Raw genomic sequence first — 14,547 nt, 5'->3', positions numbered from 1 at the left:
ATGAAAAACTCATTACCCTGCAGGGACCAAATCAACTGCGATTAGACGAAGGTAGTAGACACACAAGGTTACGATTGACTTGGTAGTCACTATCTGGCGCTAATCGCGCATCTGTGGATCGAGGGCGTCAGACCCGAGACCAAAGAAATACAAAAATTAGAAATGAGAGGAGCGGTACATGAAGAAGTCAACATTGGCGTTGGCCGTAGCTTTGGCTGCGGTTGCCCAGCAGGCAAACTCCGCCGGTTTCATCGAAGACAGTAAGGCAACACTGGGGCTGCGTAACTTCTACATCAACACTGATAACCGTGACGGCCACCCTAACGCCACGTCCAACACACGTAGCAAAAACGCTGAATGGGGCCAAGGCTTCGATCTGCGTTTCATCTCGGGTTACACCCAAGGTACCGTTCAGTTCGGTGTTGACGCGATCGGCCTGTACGGCGTGCGTCTGGATTCGAGCCGTGCTGATCACGGTAACTACACCGGCACCGCTTCCGGCGGCACCATCTTCCCAAGCGACGGCAACAAAGCCGTCCACGATTACGCCAGCCTGGGCGTGACCGGTAAGGTGAAGATCTCCCAGACCGAACTGAAGCTGGGTACCCTGCAGCCAAAACTGCCGGTTATCGTGACCAACGATGGTCGTCTGCTGCCGCAAACCTTCCAAGGTGGCCAGATCACTACCAACGACATCAAGGATTTGACCTTGGTGGCCGGTCAGGTGGAAAAGGCCAAGGGCCGTAACTCCAGCAACAACGAAAACCTGTCGATTGGCGGCGCCAACGGTAGCTCCAACTACAACGCCGGCAAGTTCAGCAACAAGTTCTACTACGCCGGTGGTGACTACAAGCTGACCAAAGACCTGACTGCCCAGTACTACTACGGCAATCTGGAAGACTTCTACAAGCAGCACTTCCTGGGTCTGACCCACAACTGGGCAATCGGCCCGGGCGTTCTGAAGTCTGACCTGCGTTATTTCAACAGCTCGGACGATGGCAAGAACGGCGACACCGCCGCTTACTACTCCAGCGGTAACTACAACAACTTCAACGCCGGTAAAGGCAAGGTCGACAACAACCTGTACAGCGGCCTGTTCCTGTACACCGTTGCCGGTCACACCTTCGGTGGTGGTTACCAAGTCAGCAATGGCAGCAGCGACTTCCCTTGGTTGAACCAGGGTGACGGCTCGTCGGCTTACATCACTACCGACATGCAGATCCAGAAGTTCGCCCGCGCTGGCGAGCGTACCTGGCAAGCTCGCTACGCCTATGACTTCGCAAAAGTCGGTGTACCTGGCCTGACCGCTGGTGTTGTTTACCTCAAAGGTAGCGACATCGACACCATCGCCAACAACAACGGCCGTGCCGAAACCACTGGTCAATCCGAGTGGGAGCGCGACATCACCGTTGCCTACGTGATTCCAGAAGGTCCGCTGAAAAACCTCGGCGTTGCCTGGAAAAACGCTATGTGGCGTACCGACCTGGCGAACACCCGTTCCCAAGACGAAAACCGCCTGATCGTCAGCTACTCGCTGCCACTGTTCTAGTAGCGTGACGCTGTTGTAAGCCTGTAAAACCCTGCCCGGTGCAACACCGGGCAGGGTGTCTTGCTTTCAAGTCGGGCCAAACCCCCGCAGGCCCTTCCTGACCCCTCTTTGTACAGCGTCTCAAGGCCTTCTCGAACCTTGAAAGCGATGTTGCTCCTCGCCTGCACCCACGTCCAATGAACAGATTTTTAATATTCCTTTATCGTCTAGATAAATCGATATTTATTCTTTTTAAATAATCCGCAATCCATGCACAGTGAGCTCCATAAGCACCCATCAGGAGCCACACCATGAGCCTAAGACTGGGCGATATCGCCCCCGACTTCGAACAGGATTCCAGCGCCGGCACGATTCGTTTCCACGAATGGCTGGGCGATAGCTGGGGTGTGTTGTTTTCCCACCCGGCGGACTTCACCCCGGTGTGCACCACCGAGCTGGGCTTCACCGCCAAGCTCAAGGACGAATTCGCCAAACGCGGCGTCAAGGCCATCGCCCTGTCGGTCGACCCGGTGGACTCGCACCACAAGTGGATCGAAGACATCAACGAAACCCAGAACACGGTCGTCAACTTCCCGATCCTGGCCGACGCCGATCGCAAAGTGTCCGACCTGTACGACCTGATCCACCCCAACGCCAGTGACACCCTCACCGTGCGTTCCTTGTTCGTGATCGACCCGAACAAGAAGATCCGGCTGACCATCACCTACCCGGCCAGCACCGGGCGCAACTTCCACGAAATCCTGCGGGTCATCGACTCGTTGCAGCTGACCGACAACCACAAGGTCGCCACGCCCGCCAACTGGCAGGACGGCGATGAAGTGGTGATCGTGCCGTCGCTCAAGGACGAGGAAGAGATCAAGAAACGCTTTCCGAAGGGCTATCGCGCGGTGAAGCCGTACCTGCGCCTCACCCCGCAGCCTAATCGTTAACGCAGGACCTAATGTGGGTGCGGGCTTGCTCGCGAATGCACACGTTCAGTTGATGCATCTTTTCATGACACACCGCGTTCGCGAGCAAGCCCGCTCCCACAGGTGTCCGTATTTCAAGTCTCACATAGCAGGGGTTTTCAGGCCGTTTCGACGGCCTTTTTTTTCGCCTGGAGATCTATAAGTCTCATATGCATTTAGAGAATAAACAAATGAAAAAATAAGATTTATAGATATATGAATCTGCTGATAAGGTCTGTTCCATCTTGGCGCCATCGCCACACAGCGAACCGCCGACACCTGCTCAAGGAATTCCTGCATGTTGGTTGTAACACTTGGAGGCAGTCCCAGCCAGCGTTCCCGCTCCGGGGTGTTGCTGGATAAAACCCGTCAGTGGTTGCAAGACAAAGGCGTAGAAGTGGTGAGTTACCAGATACGGGACTTCCCGGCTGAGGACCTGCTGCATGCGCGCTTCGACAGCCCCAAGGTCATCGACCTGCTGCAGCAAGTCGCCAACGCCGATGGCCTGGTGATCGCCACGCCGGTGTACAAGGCCTCGTTCTCCGGCGCGCTGAAGACCGTGCTGGACCTGCTGCCCGAACGCGCCCTGGCCCACAAGATCGTGTTGCCGATGGCCACCGGCGGCAGCATCGCCCACATGCTGGCGGTGGACTACGCCTTGAAGCCGGTGCTGTCGGCGTTGAAAGCCCAGGAATTGCTCCACGGCATCTTTGCCGAAGACAGCCAGATCGCATACGGCGAAGGCAGTGCCCAGGCGCAATTGGTGCCGGTACTCGAACAGCGTTTGCACGAAGCCCTGGAAACACTTTATGGCGCCATGGCCCGTCGCCCGAAACCGCTGGACCCCCATGTGTTGAATGAACGCCTGTTGAGTGCTCGCTGGAGCATCTGAGCTTCACCGATATAAAAGAAACACTCACCTTACTCAGCCGCCAACGGCCAAGCAGGTGCAGCCAAAACCCCTAATCGCATTTTTGGAGAGAGCGCCATGCGCACTGTCATCTTGCGTCGTGGTCTGGTCGCACTGTTTGCTGCGGCTGTGTCCTTCGGCGCCATTGTTCAAGCTCAAGCGGCCGAGACCCTGCGGATCGGCTATCAGAAGTACGGCACGCTGGTGCTGCTCAAGGCCAAGGGCTCCCTGGAAAAACGCCTGGCCGCCCAAGGCGTCAACGTGCAATGGACCGAGTTCCCTGGCGGCCCCCAGCTGCTTGAAGGCCTGAATGTCGGCTCCATCGACTTTGGCGTGACCGGCGAAACCCCGCCGGTGTTCGCCCAGGCTGCCGGTGCCGACCTGCTCTACGTGGCCTACGAACCACCGGCACCGACCAGCGAAGCGATCCTGGTGCCGAAAGACTCACCGATCAAATCCGTGGCCGAGCTCAAGGGCAAGAAAATCGTGCTCAACAAAGGCTCCAACGTGCACTACCTGCTGGTGCGGGCTCTGGAAGACGCCGGCCTGAAATACACCGATGTGCAAACCGTATTCCTACCGCCCGCCGATGCCCGTGCCGCTTTCGAGCGTGGCAGCGTGGACGCCTGGGTGATCTGGGACCCGTACCAGGCCGCCGCCGAGAAACAACTGCAGGCCCGCACCCTGCGTGACGGCACCGGCATCGCCGACAACCATCAGTTCTACTTGGCGACCAAACCGTATGCCGAACAACACCCGCAAGTGATCAAGGCGCTGGTGGAAGAAGTGCGTGCGGTGGGCGAATGGTCCAAGGCCAACCCCCAGGAAGTCACTGAACAAGTCGCACCCCTGCTCGGCCTGCCGGCTGACATCACCCTGACCTCGGTGAAACGCCAGGGCTACGGCGCACTGTTCCTGACCCCGGCAGTGGTCGCCGCCCAACAGAAAATCGCCGACAGCTTCTACCAACTCAAATTGATCCCCAAACCCTTGAGCATCAAGGACGTGATTTGGACGCCACCCGCCGCCGTAGCCAAAGCGCCGTAATCCGACTTCTTCAGGAGACAACTCCATGAGCCTCAATATTTTCTGGTTCCTGCCTACCCACGGCGACGGCCACTACCTTGGCACCGCCGAAGGCGCTCGCGCCGTTGATCACGGTTATTTGCAACAAGTGGCCCAGGCCGCCGACCGCCTGGGCTTCGGTGGGGTGCTGATCCCGACCGGGCGCTCCTGCGAAGACTCGTGGCTGGTGGCCGCTTCGCTGATCCCGGTGACCCAGCGTTTGAAATTCCTTGTCGCGCTGCGCCCCGGGATCATTTCCCCGACGGTGGCCGCGCGTCAGGCCGCGACCCTGGACCGTCTGTCCGGTGGCCGTGCATTGTTCAACCTGGTCACCGGCGGTGATCCGGAAGAATTGGCTGGTGATGGCTTGTTCCTCAGCCATGAGGAGCGCTACCAGGCCTCGGTGGAATTCACCCATATCTGGCGGCGTGTGCTGGAGGGCGAGACCGTGGATTACGACGGCGAGCACATCAGCGTCAAAGGCGCCAAGCTGCTTTATCCGCCGATCCAGCAACCGCGTCCGCCGCTGTACTTCGGCGGTTCCTCCGAAGCGGCCCAGGACCTGGCAGCCGAACAGGTGGAAATGGTGCTGACTTGGGGCGAGCCACCGGCCGCTGTCGCGGAAAAAATCGAACAGGTACGGGCCAAGGCCGCCAAGCTCGGGCGCACCGTGCGCTTCGGTATTCGTTTGCATGTGATCGTGCGTGAAACCAACGAAGAAGCATGGAAGGCCGCCGACAAACTGATCTCCCATCTGGACGACGAGACCATCGCTCGTGCCCAGGCGTCTTTGGCACGCTTTGATTCCGTCGGCCAGCAACGCATGGCGGCGTTGCACGGAGGCAACCGTGACAACCTCGAAGTCAGCCCCAACCTGTGGGCGGGTGTCGGCCTGGTACGCGGTGGTGCGGGTACGGCGCTGGTCGGCGATGGCCCGACCGTGGCGGAGCGCGTGAGGGAATACGCGGCGCTGGGTATCGATACGTTCATCTTCTCCGGTTATCCACACCTGGAAGAGTCGTATCGCGTTGCCGAACTGCTGTTCCCGCACTTGGATATCGAGCGCCCCGAGCTGCCGAAAAGCGCGGGTTATGTCAGCCCGTTCGGCGAGATGGTGGCCAACGACATCCTTCCCAAAGCTGCATCGCAGAGCTGAGGCAGCGCTATGAACTACGAAAAACTAAGCCACCGTGTGGCGCCCTGGGTACTGCCGGTGTTATTGCTCGCGATCTGGCAGTTGTCGGTGTCGGCGGGGTGGTTGTCGACCCGCATCCTGCCGGCGCCCAGTGCCGTGATTGCAGCCGGTGTGCATCTTGTGGTCAGCGGTGAAATCTGGACGCACCTGGCTATCAGCGGCTGGCGTGCGGGTCTGGGGTTTGTGATCGGTGGCAGCATCGGCCTGGCCCTGGGCTTTATCACCGGCCTGTCGAAGTGGGGCGAACGCCTGCTGGACAGTTCGGTGCAGATGATCCGCAACGTGCCGCACCTGGCGCTGATTCCGCTGGTGATCCTGTGGTTTGGCATCGATGAGACGGCGAAGATTTTCCTGGTCGCCCTCGGCACGCTGTTCCCGATCTACCTGAATACCTACCACGGCATCCGCAACGTCGACCCGGCGTTGGTGGAGATGTCGCGCAGCTACGGCTTGTCCGGGTTCAGCCTGTTTCGCCAGGTGATCCTGCCGGGCGCGCTGCCGTCGATCCTGGTGGGCGTGCGCTTTGCCCTGGGCTTCATGTGGCTGACGCTGATCGTGGCGGAAACCATCTCGGCCAGCTCGGGCATCGGCTACCTGGCGATGAACGCCCGGGAATTCCTGCAAACCGACGTGGTGGTATTGGCCATCGTCATGTACGCCATCCTCGGCAAACTCGCCGACCTGGCCGCTCGTGGCCTGGAGCGTGTGTGGCTGCGCTGGCACCCGGCGTATCAAGTGAATAAAGGAGGTGCGGTATGACAGCTCAACAACCCCCGCGCCTGCTCAAGGGAATCCCCCTGGCAGTACGCAAGTTGCGCAAGGCCTTTGGCACGCGCGAAGTGCTCAAGGACATCGACCTGCATATTCCAGCCGGCCAATTCGTGGCGGTGGTCGGTCGCAGTGGCTGCGGTAAAAGTACCTTGCTGCGTCTGCTGGCCGGGCTGGACAAAGCCAGCGGCGGCGAGCTGCTGGCCGGCTCCGCACCACTGAGCGAAGCGATTGAAGACACGCGGTTGATGTTCCAGGAAGCGCGCCTGCTGCCGTGGAAAAAGATCATCGACAACGTCGGCCTGGGCCTCAAGGGCGACTGGCGCCCCAAGGCGTTGGAAGCCCTGGAAGCGGTCGGCCTGGCCGAGCGTGCCAACGAGTGGCCGGCGGCGCTGTCCGGTGGGCAGAAACAACGCGTGGCCCTGGCCCGCGCGTTGATCCACCAACCGCGCCTGCTGTTGCTGGACGAGCCGTTGGGCGCGCTGGACGCCCTGACCCGCATCGAGATGCAGCAACTGATCGAAAACCTGTGGCAGAAGCACGGTTTCACCGTGTTGCTGGTGACCCATGACGTCAGTGAAGCCGTGGCGATTGCCGATCGGGTGATCCTGATCGAAGACGGCGAGATCGGTCTCGACCTGATCGTCGACCTGCCACGCCCGCGTGCCCGGGGCTCGCATCGCCTGGCCGCGTTGGAAGCTGAGGTGCTCAACCGTGTGTTGTCGTTGCCCGGCTCGCCACCGGAACCCGAACCTGTTTCACCGCTGCCTACGCAATTGCGTTGGGCTCAATAACTCACTCGTCCCCTGAAGGAAGAACACCATGACTATTAAAGCCATCAACGTGCGTAACCAATTCAAAGGCACCATCAAGGAAATCGTCGAAGGCGACGTGCTGTCGGAAATCGACGTGCAGACCGCGTCCGGCATCGTCACCTCCGTGATCACCACCCGCTCGGTCAAGGAGCTGGAATTGGTGATTGGCAGCGAAGTGATTGCCTTTGTTAAGTCCACTGAGGTGTCGATCGCCAAGTTGTGATCGCGCTTGAGAGCGCCATCGGGGGCAAGCCCCCTCCCACATTTGATAGGCGGCGCGGTCAACATGTGGGAAGGGGGCTTGAACCCCCGATGAGGCCGGCCCAGCCCCCACAAAATTAACGCTTGGGCAGATAGGGCGGCAGGTACAGCCCCACATACGCATCAAACACCCGCATCCCTTCCTCCGCCATGCGCGGCGTGATCAGCCCATGCTGATGCACCGAGCGCGCATACACGCGGTCGCTCAGCTCCAGCGCCAGGGCAAATACGTCCACATCCTTTGGTAGCGTCGGCACTTCAAAGTGACGGTTGAATACGGTGAGCATCAGGTCGCCCAACTCCAGATCATGCTGACGATCCGCCTGGGTCACTTCGGTCAGCCCATGCTGGGCCAGGATCAACTGACGCGCCGCGGCGTCGTGCTCGTAGATGCTGAGCATGCGCTGTTCGACGATGCAGGACAGGTCGCGCCAGTGCTTGAGTGAGTCATGCTCGATGGGCGCCTGAATCGCCGCCCGGAAAGCGGCGTGTACATCGGCGGTCAGGGCTTCCAGCAGCGCCGGCACACTGGCGAAAAAGTGATACACCGACGACGGCGGAATCTGCGCTCGCTCGGCCACGCCGTAGATCGACAAACCCGCCACGCCTTCGGCGGCCAGCAAGGTGCGGGCGGCGTCAAGGATCGCATCGATCCGGGCCTGGCTGCGGGCGCGGGGTTTGCGGAGGGGGGCGGGGCGGGTGGTCATGGAAGTCTCCTACAAGGCAGCGGGCATTGTATGAGCAGGAAAGTTTGTTGTCTGCCAAACCGCCATCGGGAGCAAGCCCCCTCCCACATTCGACCGAGTTCCAACATTAGAATGCAGTCAACTGTGGGAGTGGCTTGCTCCCGATGAGGCCAACTAGGTCCTCAGGAAGAGACCCATAAAAAAACGCCACAGGCCCAAAGCCCGCGGCGTTTTTTCAATGCCGCAATCGCTTACACGGTATGCAGGTACCAGTTGTACTCAAGGTCGGAGATGGAGTGTTCGAACTCTTCCAGCTCACTTTCCTTACAGGCGACGAAGATATCGATGTATTTAGGATCGATGTACTTGGCCATCACCTCGCTGTCGTCCAGCTCGCGCAATGCATCGCGCAGGTTGTTCGGCAGGCTCTGTTCGTTCTGCTCGTAGCTGTTGCCTTCCACCGGTGCGCCAGGCTCGATCTTGTTGGTCAGGCCGTGGTGCACGCCTGCCAGGACCGAAGCCATCAGCAGGTAAGGGTTGGCGTCGGCGCCGGCCACGCGGTGTTCGATACGTACGGCATCGGACGAGCCGGTCGGTACGCGAATCGCTACAGTGCGGTTGTCCAGGCCCCAGCACGGCGAGTTCGGCACGTAGAACTGTGCTCCGAAACGACGGTAGGAGTTGACGTTGGGGCACAGGAACGCCATCTGGGCGGGCAGGGTCTCGAGCACACCGCCGATCGCGTGACGCAATGCGGCGTTCTGCTCGGGATCCTCGCTGGCAAAAATGTTCTTGCCGTCTTTGTCCAGGATCGAGATGTGTACGTGCAAACCGTTGCCTGCCTGGCCTGGGTAAGGCTTGGCCATGAAGGTGGTGTCCATCTCATGGTCGTAGGCGATGTTCTTGATCAGGCGCTTGAGCAGTACCGCGTAGTCGCAGGCCTTGATCGGGTCGGCCACGTGGTGCAGGTTCACTTCGAACTGCGCCGGGGCACTTTCCTTGACGATGGCGTCGGCCGGGATGCCTTGCTCTTTCGCACCTTCCAGGATGTCCTGGAGGCAGTCGACGTATTCGTCGAGGTCGTCGATCAGGTAGACCTGTGTCGAGTGCGGGCGTTTGCCGGAGATCGGCGAGCGGGGCGGTTGTGGGCGGCCGTTCACGTTCTCCTGGTCGATCAGGTAGAACTCAAGCTCGAAGGCGGCGCAGATGGTCAGACCGAGGTCGTCAAATTTACTTACAACTTGGCGGAGCACTTCGCGCGGATCGGCGAAGAAAGGTTCACCTTCCAGTTCGTGCATGGTCATCAGCAGTTGCGCGGTGGGGCGCTTTTGCCAGGGTTCATTGCACAGGGTGTCGGGGATCGGATAACAGATTCGGTCAGCATCACCGATGTCCAGGCCCAGGCCGGTGCTTTCCACCGTAGAGCCGTTGATATCCAGGGCAAATAAAGAGGCAGGCAGGTTAATGCCCTTCTCGTAAACCTTGTGGAGGCTGGTGCGTTCGATGCGCTTGCCGCGCACCACACCATTCATATCCGCAATTAGAAGGTCTACGTACAGAACCTCAGGATGATCCTTAAGGAACGCGTTCGCTTCGTTAAGCTGAACGGCACGCGGGGGTACCGACATGATGCAACACCTTTGTTGTTAAAAATATCAATCATTGATCTTTTCTGGTTTCAGTCAACCCGAACGGCATGCCGAAGTCAAGCAAGGCCTTTTTTGCCCTAAAAAAGCGCCACGAAGGCTTTTTTGGGGCCTTTTGGGGCGGTTTTTTGGGTTTGAACGGCTTGGGACTCGCAGGCTTGAGCGGGCCGTGTTGTATTTTTTACGGGGGTGTTGTGTAAAAAAATGAACAAGGCTAAGCTCGATTCAAACCCATAACAGCAATAATACCGGGGTGCTTCATGTTTCACCTGCCGCCCAACGGCGTCTTGGCCTGCTTCAGCCAGGCTGTGTCATCCGTACATTCCTCCCGCGTGATAGCGCGCTCCCCGGCCAATATTCTTGACGCCCGGGCCGACCTCTTTTTTGCCTCTTCATCTGCCACCGAACGGCGTGCGAGCCGCGTGCTGCTCAAGATTGCGCACAACTTTGGCGTGAGGAATGCAACGCAGCAGCAAATGGCAGGTAAGCTCCTACCCTGAACGAAAAAACGACGCGGATGCTGCGTCAAACAACGCCTGGCCTTTAATGGGTGCCAGGAAACCCAGCCCAGAGGCATTTATGAGTAACAACCTCGACCAGCTCACCGATTGGTTGAAAGACCACAAGATCACAGAAGTCGAATGCATGATTGGCGACCTCACCGGTATCACCCGGGGCAAGATCTCGCCGACCAACAAGTTCATTGCCGAAAAGGGTATGCGCCTGCCCGAAAGCGTTCTGCTGCAGACCGTGACCGGCGACTATGTCGAAGACGACATCTATTACGAATTGCTCGACCCGGCCGACATCGACATGATCTGCCGCCCCGACCAGAACGCCGTGTTCCTGGTGCCATGGGCTATCGAGCCGACCGCCCAGGTGATTCACGACACCTACGACAAGCAAGGCAACCCGATCGAGCTGTCGCCGCGCAACGTGCTCAAGAAAGTCCTCAAACTCTATGCCGACAAAGGCTGGCAGCCCATCGTGGCGCCGGAGATGGAGTTCTACCTGACCAAGCGCTGCGAAGACCCGGACTTCCCGCTGCAACCGCCGATTGGCCGTTCCGGGCGCCCGGAAACCGGTCGCCAGTCCTTCTCTATAGAAGCGGCCAACGAATTCGATCCGTTGTTCGAAGACGTTTACGACTGGTGCGAACTGCAGGAGCTGGACCTCGACACCCTGATCCACGAAGACGGCACGGCCCAGATGGAAATCAACTTCCGTCACGGCGATGCCCTGTCCCTGGCCGACCAGATCCTGGTGTTCAAGCGCACCATGCGCGAAGCCGCGCTCAAGCACGACGTGGCCGCCACCTTCATGGCCAAGCCGATGACCGGCGAGCCCGGCAGCGCGATGCATCTGCACCAGAGCATCATCGACATCGCCACCGGCAAGAACGTCTTCTCCAATGAAGACGGGACCATGAGCCAGCTGTTCCTCAACCACATTGGCGGCCTGCAGAAATTCATCCCTGAACTGCTGCCGCTGTTTGCCCCCAACGTGAACTCGTTCCGCCGCTTCCTGCCCGACACCTCGGCGCCGGTGAACGTGGAATGGGGCGAAGAAAACCGCACCGTAGGCCTGCGCGTACCGGATGCCGGCCCGCAGAACCGCCGGGTGGAAAACCGCCTGCCGGGCGCCGACGCCAACCCGTACCTGGCGATTGCCGCCAGCCTGTTGTGCGGCTACATCGGCATGGTCGAAGGCCATAACCCGAGCGCGCCGGTGGTGGGCCGTGGTTACGAGCGGCGCAACCTGCGCCTGCCGTTGACCATCGAAGACGCCCTGGAACGCATGGAAAACAGCAAGACCATCGAGAAATACCTGGGTCAGAAATTCATCACAGGCTACGTCGCGGTCAAGCGGGCCGAGCATGAAAACTTCAAGCGCGTGATCAGTTCGTGGGAGCGGGAATTCCTGCTCTTCGCCGTCTGATGCGCCGGGCGCACGGGGCAACCCGCGCGCCCTTAACTGAAAAGTCTAGGAGATTGGTATGTCCAGCAACAACCCGCAAACCCGTGAATGGCAAGCCTTGAGCAGTGATCACCACCTGGCGCCGTTCAGCGACTTCAAGCAATTGAAAGAGAAAGGCCCGCGCATCATCACCAAAGCCCACGGCGTTTACCTGTGGGACAGCGAAGGCAACAAGATCCTCGACGGCATGGCCGGCCTGTGGTGCGTGGCGATCGGTTATGGTCGCGATGAACTGGCTGACGCCGCCGCCAAGCAAATGAAAGAACTGCCGTACTACAACCTGTTCTTCCAGACCGCACACCCGCCGGTGCTGGAACTGGCCAAGGCCATTTCCGACATCGCACCCGCCGGCATGAACCACGTGTTCTTTACTGGTTCCGGCTCCGAAGGCAACGACACCATGTTGCGTATGGTCCGCCACTACTGGGCGATCAAGGGCCAGCCAAACAAGAAAACCATCATCAGCCGCAAGAATGGCTACCACGGCTCCACCGTGGCCGGCGCCAGCCTGGGCGGCATGACCTATATGCATGAGCAGGGCGACTTGCCGATCCCGGGCATCACCCACATCGCCCAGCCGTACTGGTTTGGCGAAGGCGGCGACATGAGCCCGGAAGAATTCGGCGTGTGGGCCGCCAACCAGCTGGAAGAAAAGATCCTGGAGCTGGGCGTGGACAACGTAGGTGCGTTTATTGCGGAGCCGATCCAGGGTGCCGGTGGCGTGATCGTGCCGCCAGACACCTACTGGCCGCGCATCAAGGAAATCCTCGCCAAGTACGACATCCTGTTTATTGCCGATGAGGTGATCTGCGGTTTCGGCCGTACCGGTGAGTGGTTCGGTAGCGATTTCTACGACCTCAAGCCGCACATGATGACCATCGCCAAGGGCCTGACCTCGGGTTACATCCCCATGGGTGGCCTGATCGTGCGCGATGACGTGGTGGCGGTCCTCAACGAAGGCGGTGATTTCAACCACGGCTTCACCTATTCCGGTCACCCGGTCGCCGCTGCGGTAGCGCTGGAAAACATCCGCATCATGCGCGATGAAAAAATCGTTAACCGTGTTCACGACGAAACGGCACCGTATTTGCAGAAACGTCTGAGGGAATTGGCGGACCATCCGCTGGTGGGCGAAGTGCGCGGCGTGGGCATGCTCGGTGCCATTGAACTGGTGCAGGACAAGGCCACCCGCAAACGCTACGAAGGCAAGGGCGTCGGCATGATCTGCCGCACGTTCTGCTTCGAAAATGGCCTGATCATGCGCGCCGTGGGCGACACCATGATCATTTCGCCGCCGCTGGTGATCAGCAAGGCAGAAATCGACGAGCTGGTGACCAAGGCTCGGCAGTGCCTGGACCTGACTTTGGCGGCATTGCAGGGCTAAGTGCTAGGCTCAGAACGCAGCAGCTTTCGGGCGCTGCGTCCCTGGGCAGTTATAAGTGAGGCTTTGGTTGAAAGCCGGCCTCGGAACTTGCCAGACTGTCGCCCTGTTTTGTTGCCCTTTGGCTGGGCTACTCAACAATGAAAGCTTGTGGCCCAAAAAAGAAAAAATCGGAGCATCACCAAATGAAGGCATTAGGTTTGAAGAACGCTGGCAAGACCCTCCTCGCCTTGTCCCTGATGGGCGCAATGGCGGGCGCGGCCCAGGCAGACGATAAAGTGCTGCACGTCTACAACTGGTCCGACTACATTGCACCGGACACCATCGCCAACTTTGAAAAAGAGTCGGGCATCAAGGTGGTGTACGACGTTTTTGACAGCAACGAAACCCTGGAAGCCAAGTTGCTGGCAGGCAAGTCCGGTTACGACATCGTCGTGCCGTCGAACAACTTCCTCGCCAAGCAGATCAAGGCCGGCGTTTACCAGGAGTTGGACAAGTCCAAGCTGTCCAACTACGACAACCTGAACAAATCCCTGCTTAAAGCCGTGTCGGTCAGCGACCCGGACAACAAGCACGCCTTCCCGTACATGTGGGGTTCGATCGGCATCGGCTACAACCCGGAGAAGGTCAAGGCCGCGCTGGGCGTGGACAAGATCGATTCGTGGGACGTGCTGCTCAAGCCTGAGAACATCGCCAAGCTGAAAAGCTGCGGCGTGAGCTTCCTCGATTCGCCAACCGAAATGCTGCCGGTGGCGCTGCATTACCTGGGCCTGCCGACCGACACTCAGAAGAAGGCTGACCTGAAACAGGCCGAAGACCTGTTCCTGAAGATCCGCCCTTCAATCGGCTACTTCCACTCGTCCAAGTACATCTCCGACCTGGCCAACGGCAACATCTGCGTCGCCGTGGGTTACTCGGGTGACATCCAGCAGGCCAAGTCCCGTGCGGCTGAAGCCGGTGGCAAGGTCAAGGTGGCCTACGACATTCCGAAAGAAGGCGCTGGCAGCTTCTACGACATGGTCGCCATCCCTAAAGATGCCGAGAACGTCGACGCGGCCTACAAGTTCATGAACTACCTGCTCAAGCCGGAAGTCATGGCGTCGATCACCAACAGCGTGCGTTTCCCGAACGGTAACGAGAAAGCCACTGCACTGGTCGACAAAGACATCACCAGCGACCCGGGCATCTACCCGCCAGCGGATGTGCAGGCCAAGCTCTACGCGATCGCCGACCTGCCGGCTGCAACCCAGCGTGAAATGACACGCAGCTGGACCAAGATCAAGTCCGGTAAATAACCGGTCTTTGTTAACCACCGCGCCTGGCGCGGTGGTTATCGAAACAATTAAA

At 59.3% G+C, this 14,547-nt stretch carries 14 protein-coding genes; 12 read left to right on the top strand and 2 right to left on the bottom strand.

All coding sequences use genetic code 11. The features are described 5' to 3' along the window. The first annotated feature begins 178 nt into the window (after nucleotides 1-178). The 8 genes from ACZ445_RS28835 (at nucleotide 179) to ACZ445_RS28800 (ending at nucleotide 7,472) form a co-directional block, all read left to right on the top strand. Nucleotides 179-1,549: an OprD family porin gene (locus tag ACZ445_RS28835; protein ID WP_058426477.1), complete on the top strand. Its 1,371-nt coding sequence runs from the start codon at nucleotides 179-181 to the stop codon at nucleotides 1,547-1,549. Between the two features lie 290 nt (nucleotides 1,550-1,839). Further along, nucleotides 1,840-2,478, top strand: coding sequence for a peroxiredoxin (locus ACZ445_RS28830; RefSeq protein ID WP_348061479.1), 639 nt, complete (start codon nucleotides 1,840-1,842; stop codon nucleotides 2,476-2,478). A gap of 316 nt (nucleotides 2,479-2,794) precedes the next feature. Further along, complete coding sequence (gene ssuE, locus ACZ445_RS28825; protein ID WP_058426479.1) at nucleotides 2,795-3,388, top strand: NADPH-dependent FMN reductase; 594 nt, start codon at nucleotides 2,795-2,797, stop codon at nucleotides 3,386-3,388. A gap of 96 nt (nucleotides 3,389-3,484) precedes the next feature. Next, nucleotides 3,485-4,453, top strand: a complete 969-nt coding sequence (locus ACZ445_RS28820) for a sulfonate ABC transporter substrate-binding protein (protein ID WP_464704570.1) — start codon at nucleotides 3,485-3,487, stop codon at nucleotides 4,451-4,453. A gap of 25 nt (nucleotides 4,454-4,478) precedes the next feature. Next, nucleotides 4,479-5,627: an FMNH2-dependent alkanesulfonate monooxygenase gene (gene ssuD / locus ACZ445_RS28815; RefSeq protein ID WP_179029207.1), complete on the top strand. Its 1,149-nt coding sequence runs from the start codon at nucleotides 4,479-4,481 to the stop codon at nucleotides 5,625-5,627. Between the two features lie 9 nt (nucleotides 5,628-5,636). After that, on the top strand, nucleotides 5,637-6,425 hold the full coding sequence (ssuC, locus tag ACZ445_RS28810) for an aliphatic sulfonate ABC transporter permease SsuC (protein WP_464707837.1): 789 nt from the start codon (nucleotides 5,637-5,639) through the stop codon (nucleotides 6,423-6,425). After that, entirely contained in the window at nucleotides 6,422-7,228 is an 807-nt protein-coding gene (gene ssuB, locus ACZ445_RS28805) for an aliphatic sulfonates ABC transporter ATP-binding protein (RefSeq protein ID WP_071494536.1), read from the top strand. The genes ssuC and ssuB overlap by 4 nt, the downstream gene beginning before the upstream one ends. A gap of 28 nt (nucleotides 7,229-7,256) precedes the next feature. Next, entirely contained in the window at nucleotides 7,257-7,472 is a 216-nt protein-coding gene (locus tag ACZ445_RS28800; RefSeq protein WP_003213899.1) for a TOBE domain-containing protein, read from the top strand. Between the two features lie 115 nt (nucleotides 7,473-7,587). Here ACZ445_RS28800 and ACZ445_RS28795 read toward each other — a convergent pair whose 3' ends face one another. Both ACZ445_RS28795 and ACZ445_RS28790 read right to left on the bottom strand, forming a co-directional pair. Next, entirely contained in the window at nucleotides 7,588-8,217 is a 630-nt protein-coding gene (locus ACZ445_RS28795) for a TetR/AcrR family transcriptional regulator (protein WP_058426484.1), read from the bottom strand. A 230-nt stretch (nucleotides 8,218-8,447) separates the two neighbouring features. After that, complete coding sequence (locus tag ACZ445_RS28790) at nucleotides 8,448-9,824, bottom strand: glutamine synthetase family protein (protein WP_003213894.1); 1,377 nt, start codon at nucleotides 9,822-9,824, stop codon at nucleotides 8,448-8,450. Nucleotides 9,825-10,102: 278 nt separating this feature from the next. Here ACZ445_RS28790 and ACZ445_RS28785 point away from each other — a divergent pair, with 278 nt between their 5' ends. The 4 genes from ACZ445_RS28785 (at nucleotide 10,103) to ACZ445_RS28770 (ending at nucleotide 14,495) form a co-directional block, all read left to right on the top strand. After that, nucleotides 10,103-10,342, top strand: a complete 240-nt coding sequence (locus ACZ445_RS28785; RefSeq protein WP_081049328.1) for a hypothetical protein — start codon at nucleotides 10,103-10,105, stop codon at nucleotides 10,340-10,342. Nucleotides 10,343-10,421: 79 nt separating this feature from the next. Next, nucleotides 10,422-11,780 (top strand): glutamine synthetase family protein, encoded by a 1,359-nt coding sequence (locus ACZ445_RS28780; RefSeq protein WP_003176780.1) that lies wholly within the window; start codon nucleotides 10,422-10,424, stop codon nucleotides 11,778-11,780. Nucleotides 11,781-11,838: 58 nt separating this feature from the next. After that, complete coding sequence (locus ACZ445_RS28775) at nucleotides 11,839-13,203, top strand: aspartate aminotransferase family protein (RefSeq protein ID WP_058426486.1); 1,365 nt, start codon at nucleotides 11,839-11,841, stop codon at nucleotides 13,201-13,203. 197 nt (nucleotides 13,204-13,400) lie between these two features. Then, nucleotides 13,401-14,495 carry a polyamine ABC transporter substrate-binding protein gene (locus tag ACZ445_RS28770; RefSeq protein ID WP_058426694.1) on the top strand — a complete coding sequence of 365 codons (1,095 nt, stop codon included), beginning with the start codon at nucleotides 13,401-13,403 and terminating at the stop codon, nucleotides 14,493-14,495. Nucleotides 14,496-14,547: the final 52 nt, after the last annotated feature.

This window comes from Pseudomonas allii (genome assembly GCF_055380095.1).
Note: the sequence above shows the minus strand (reverse complement) of the source record. Positions and strands in the feature narration are given on the sequence as shown.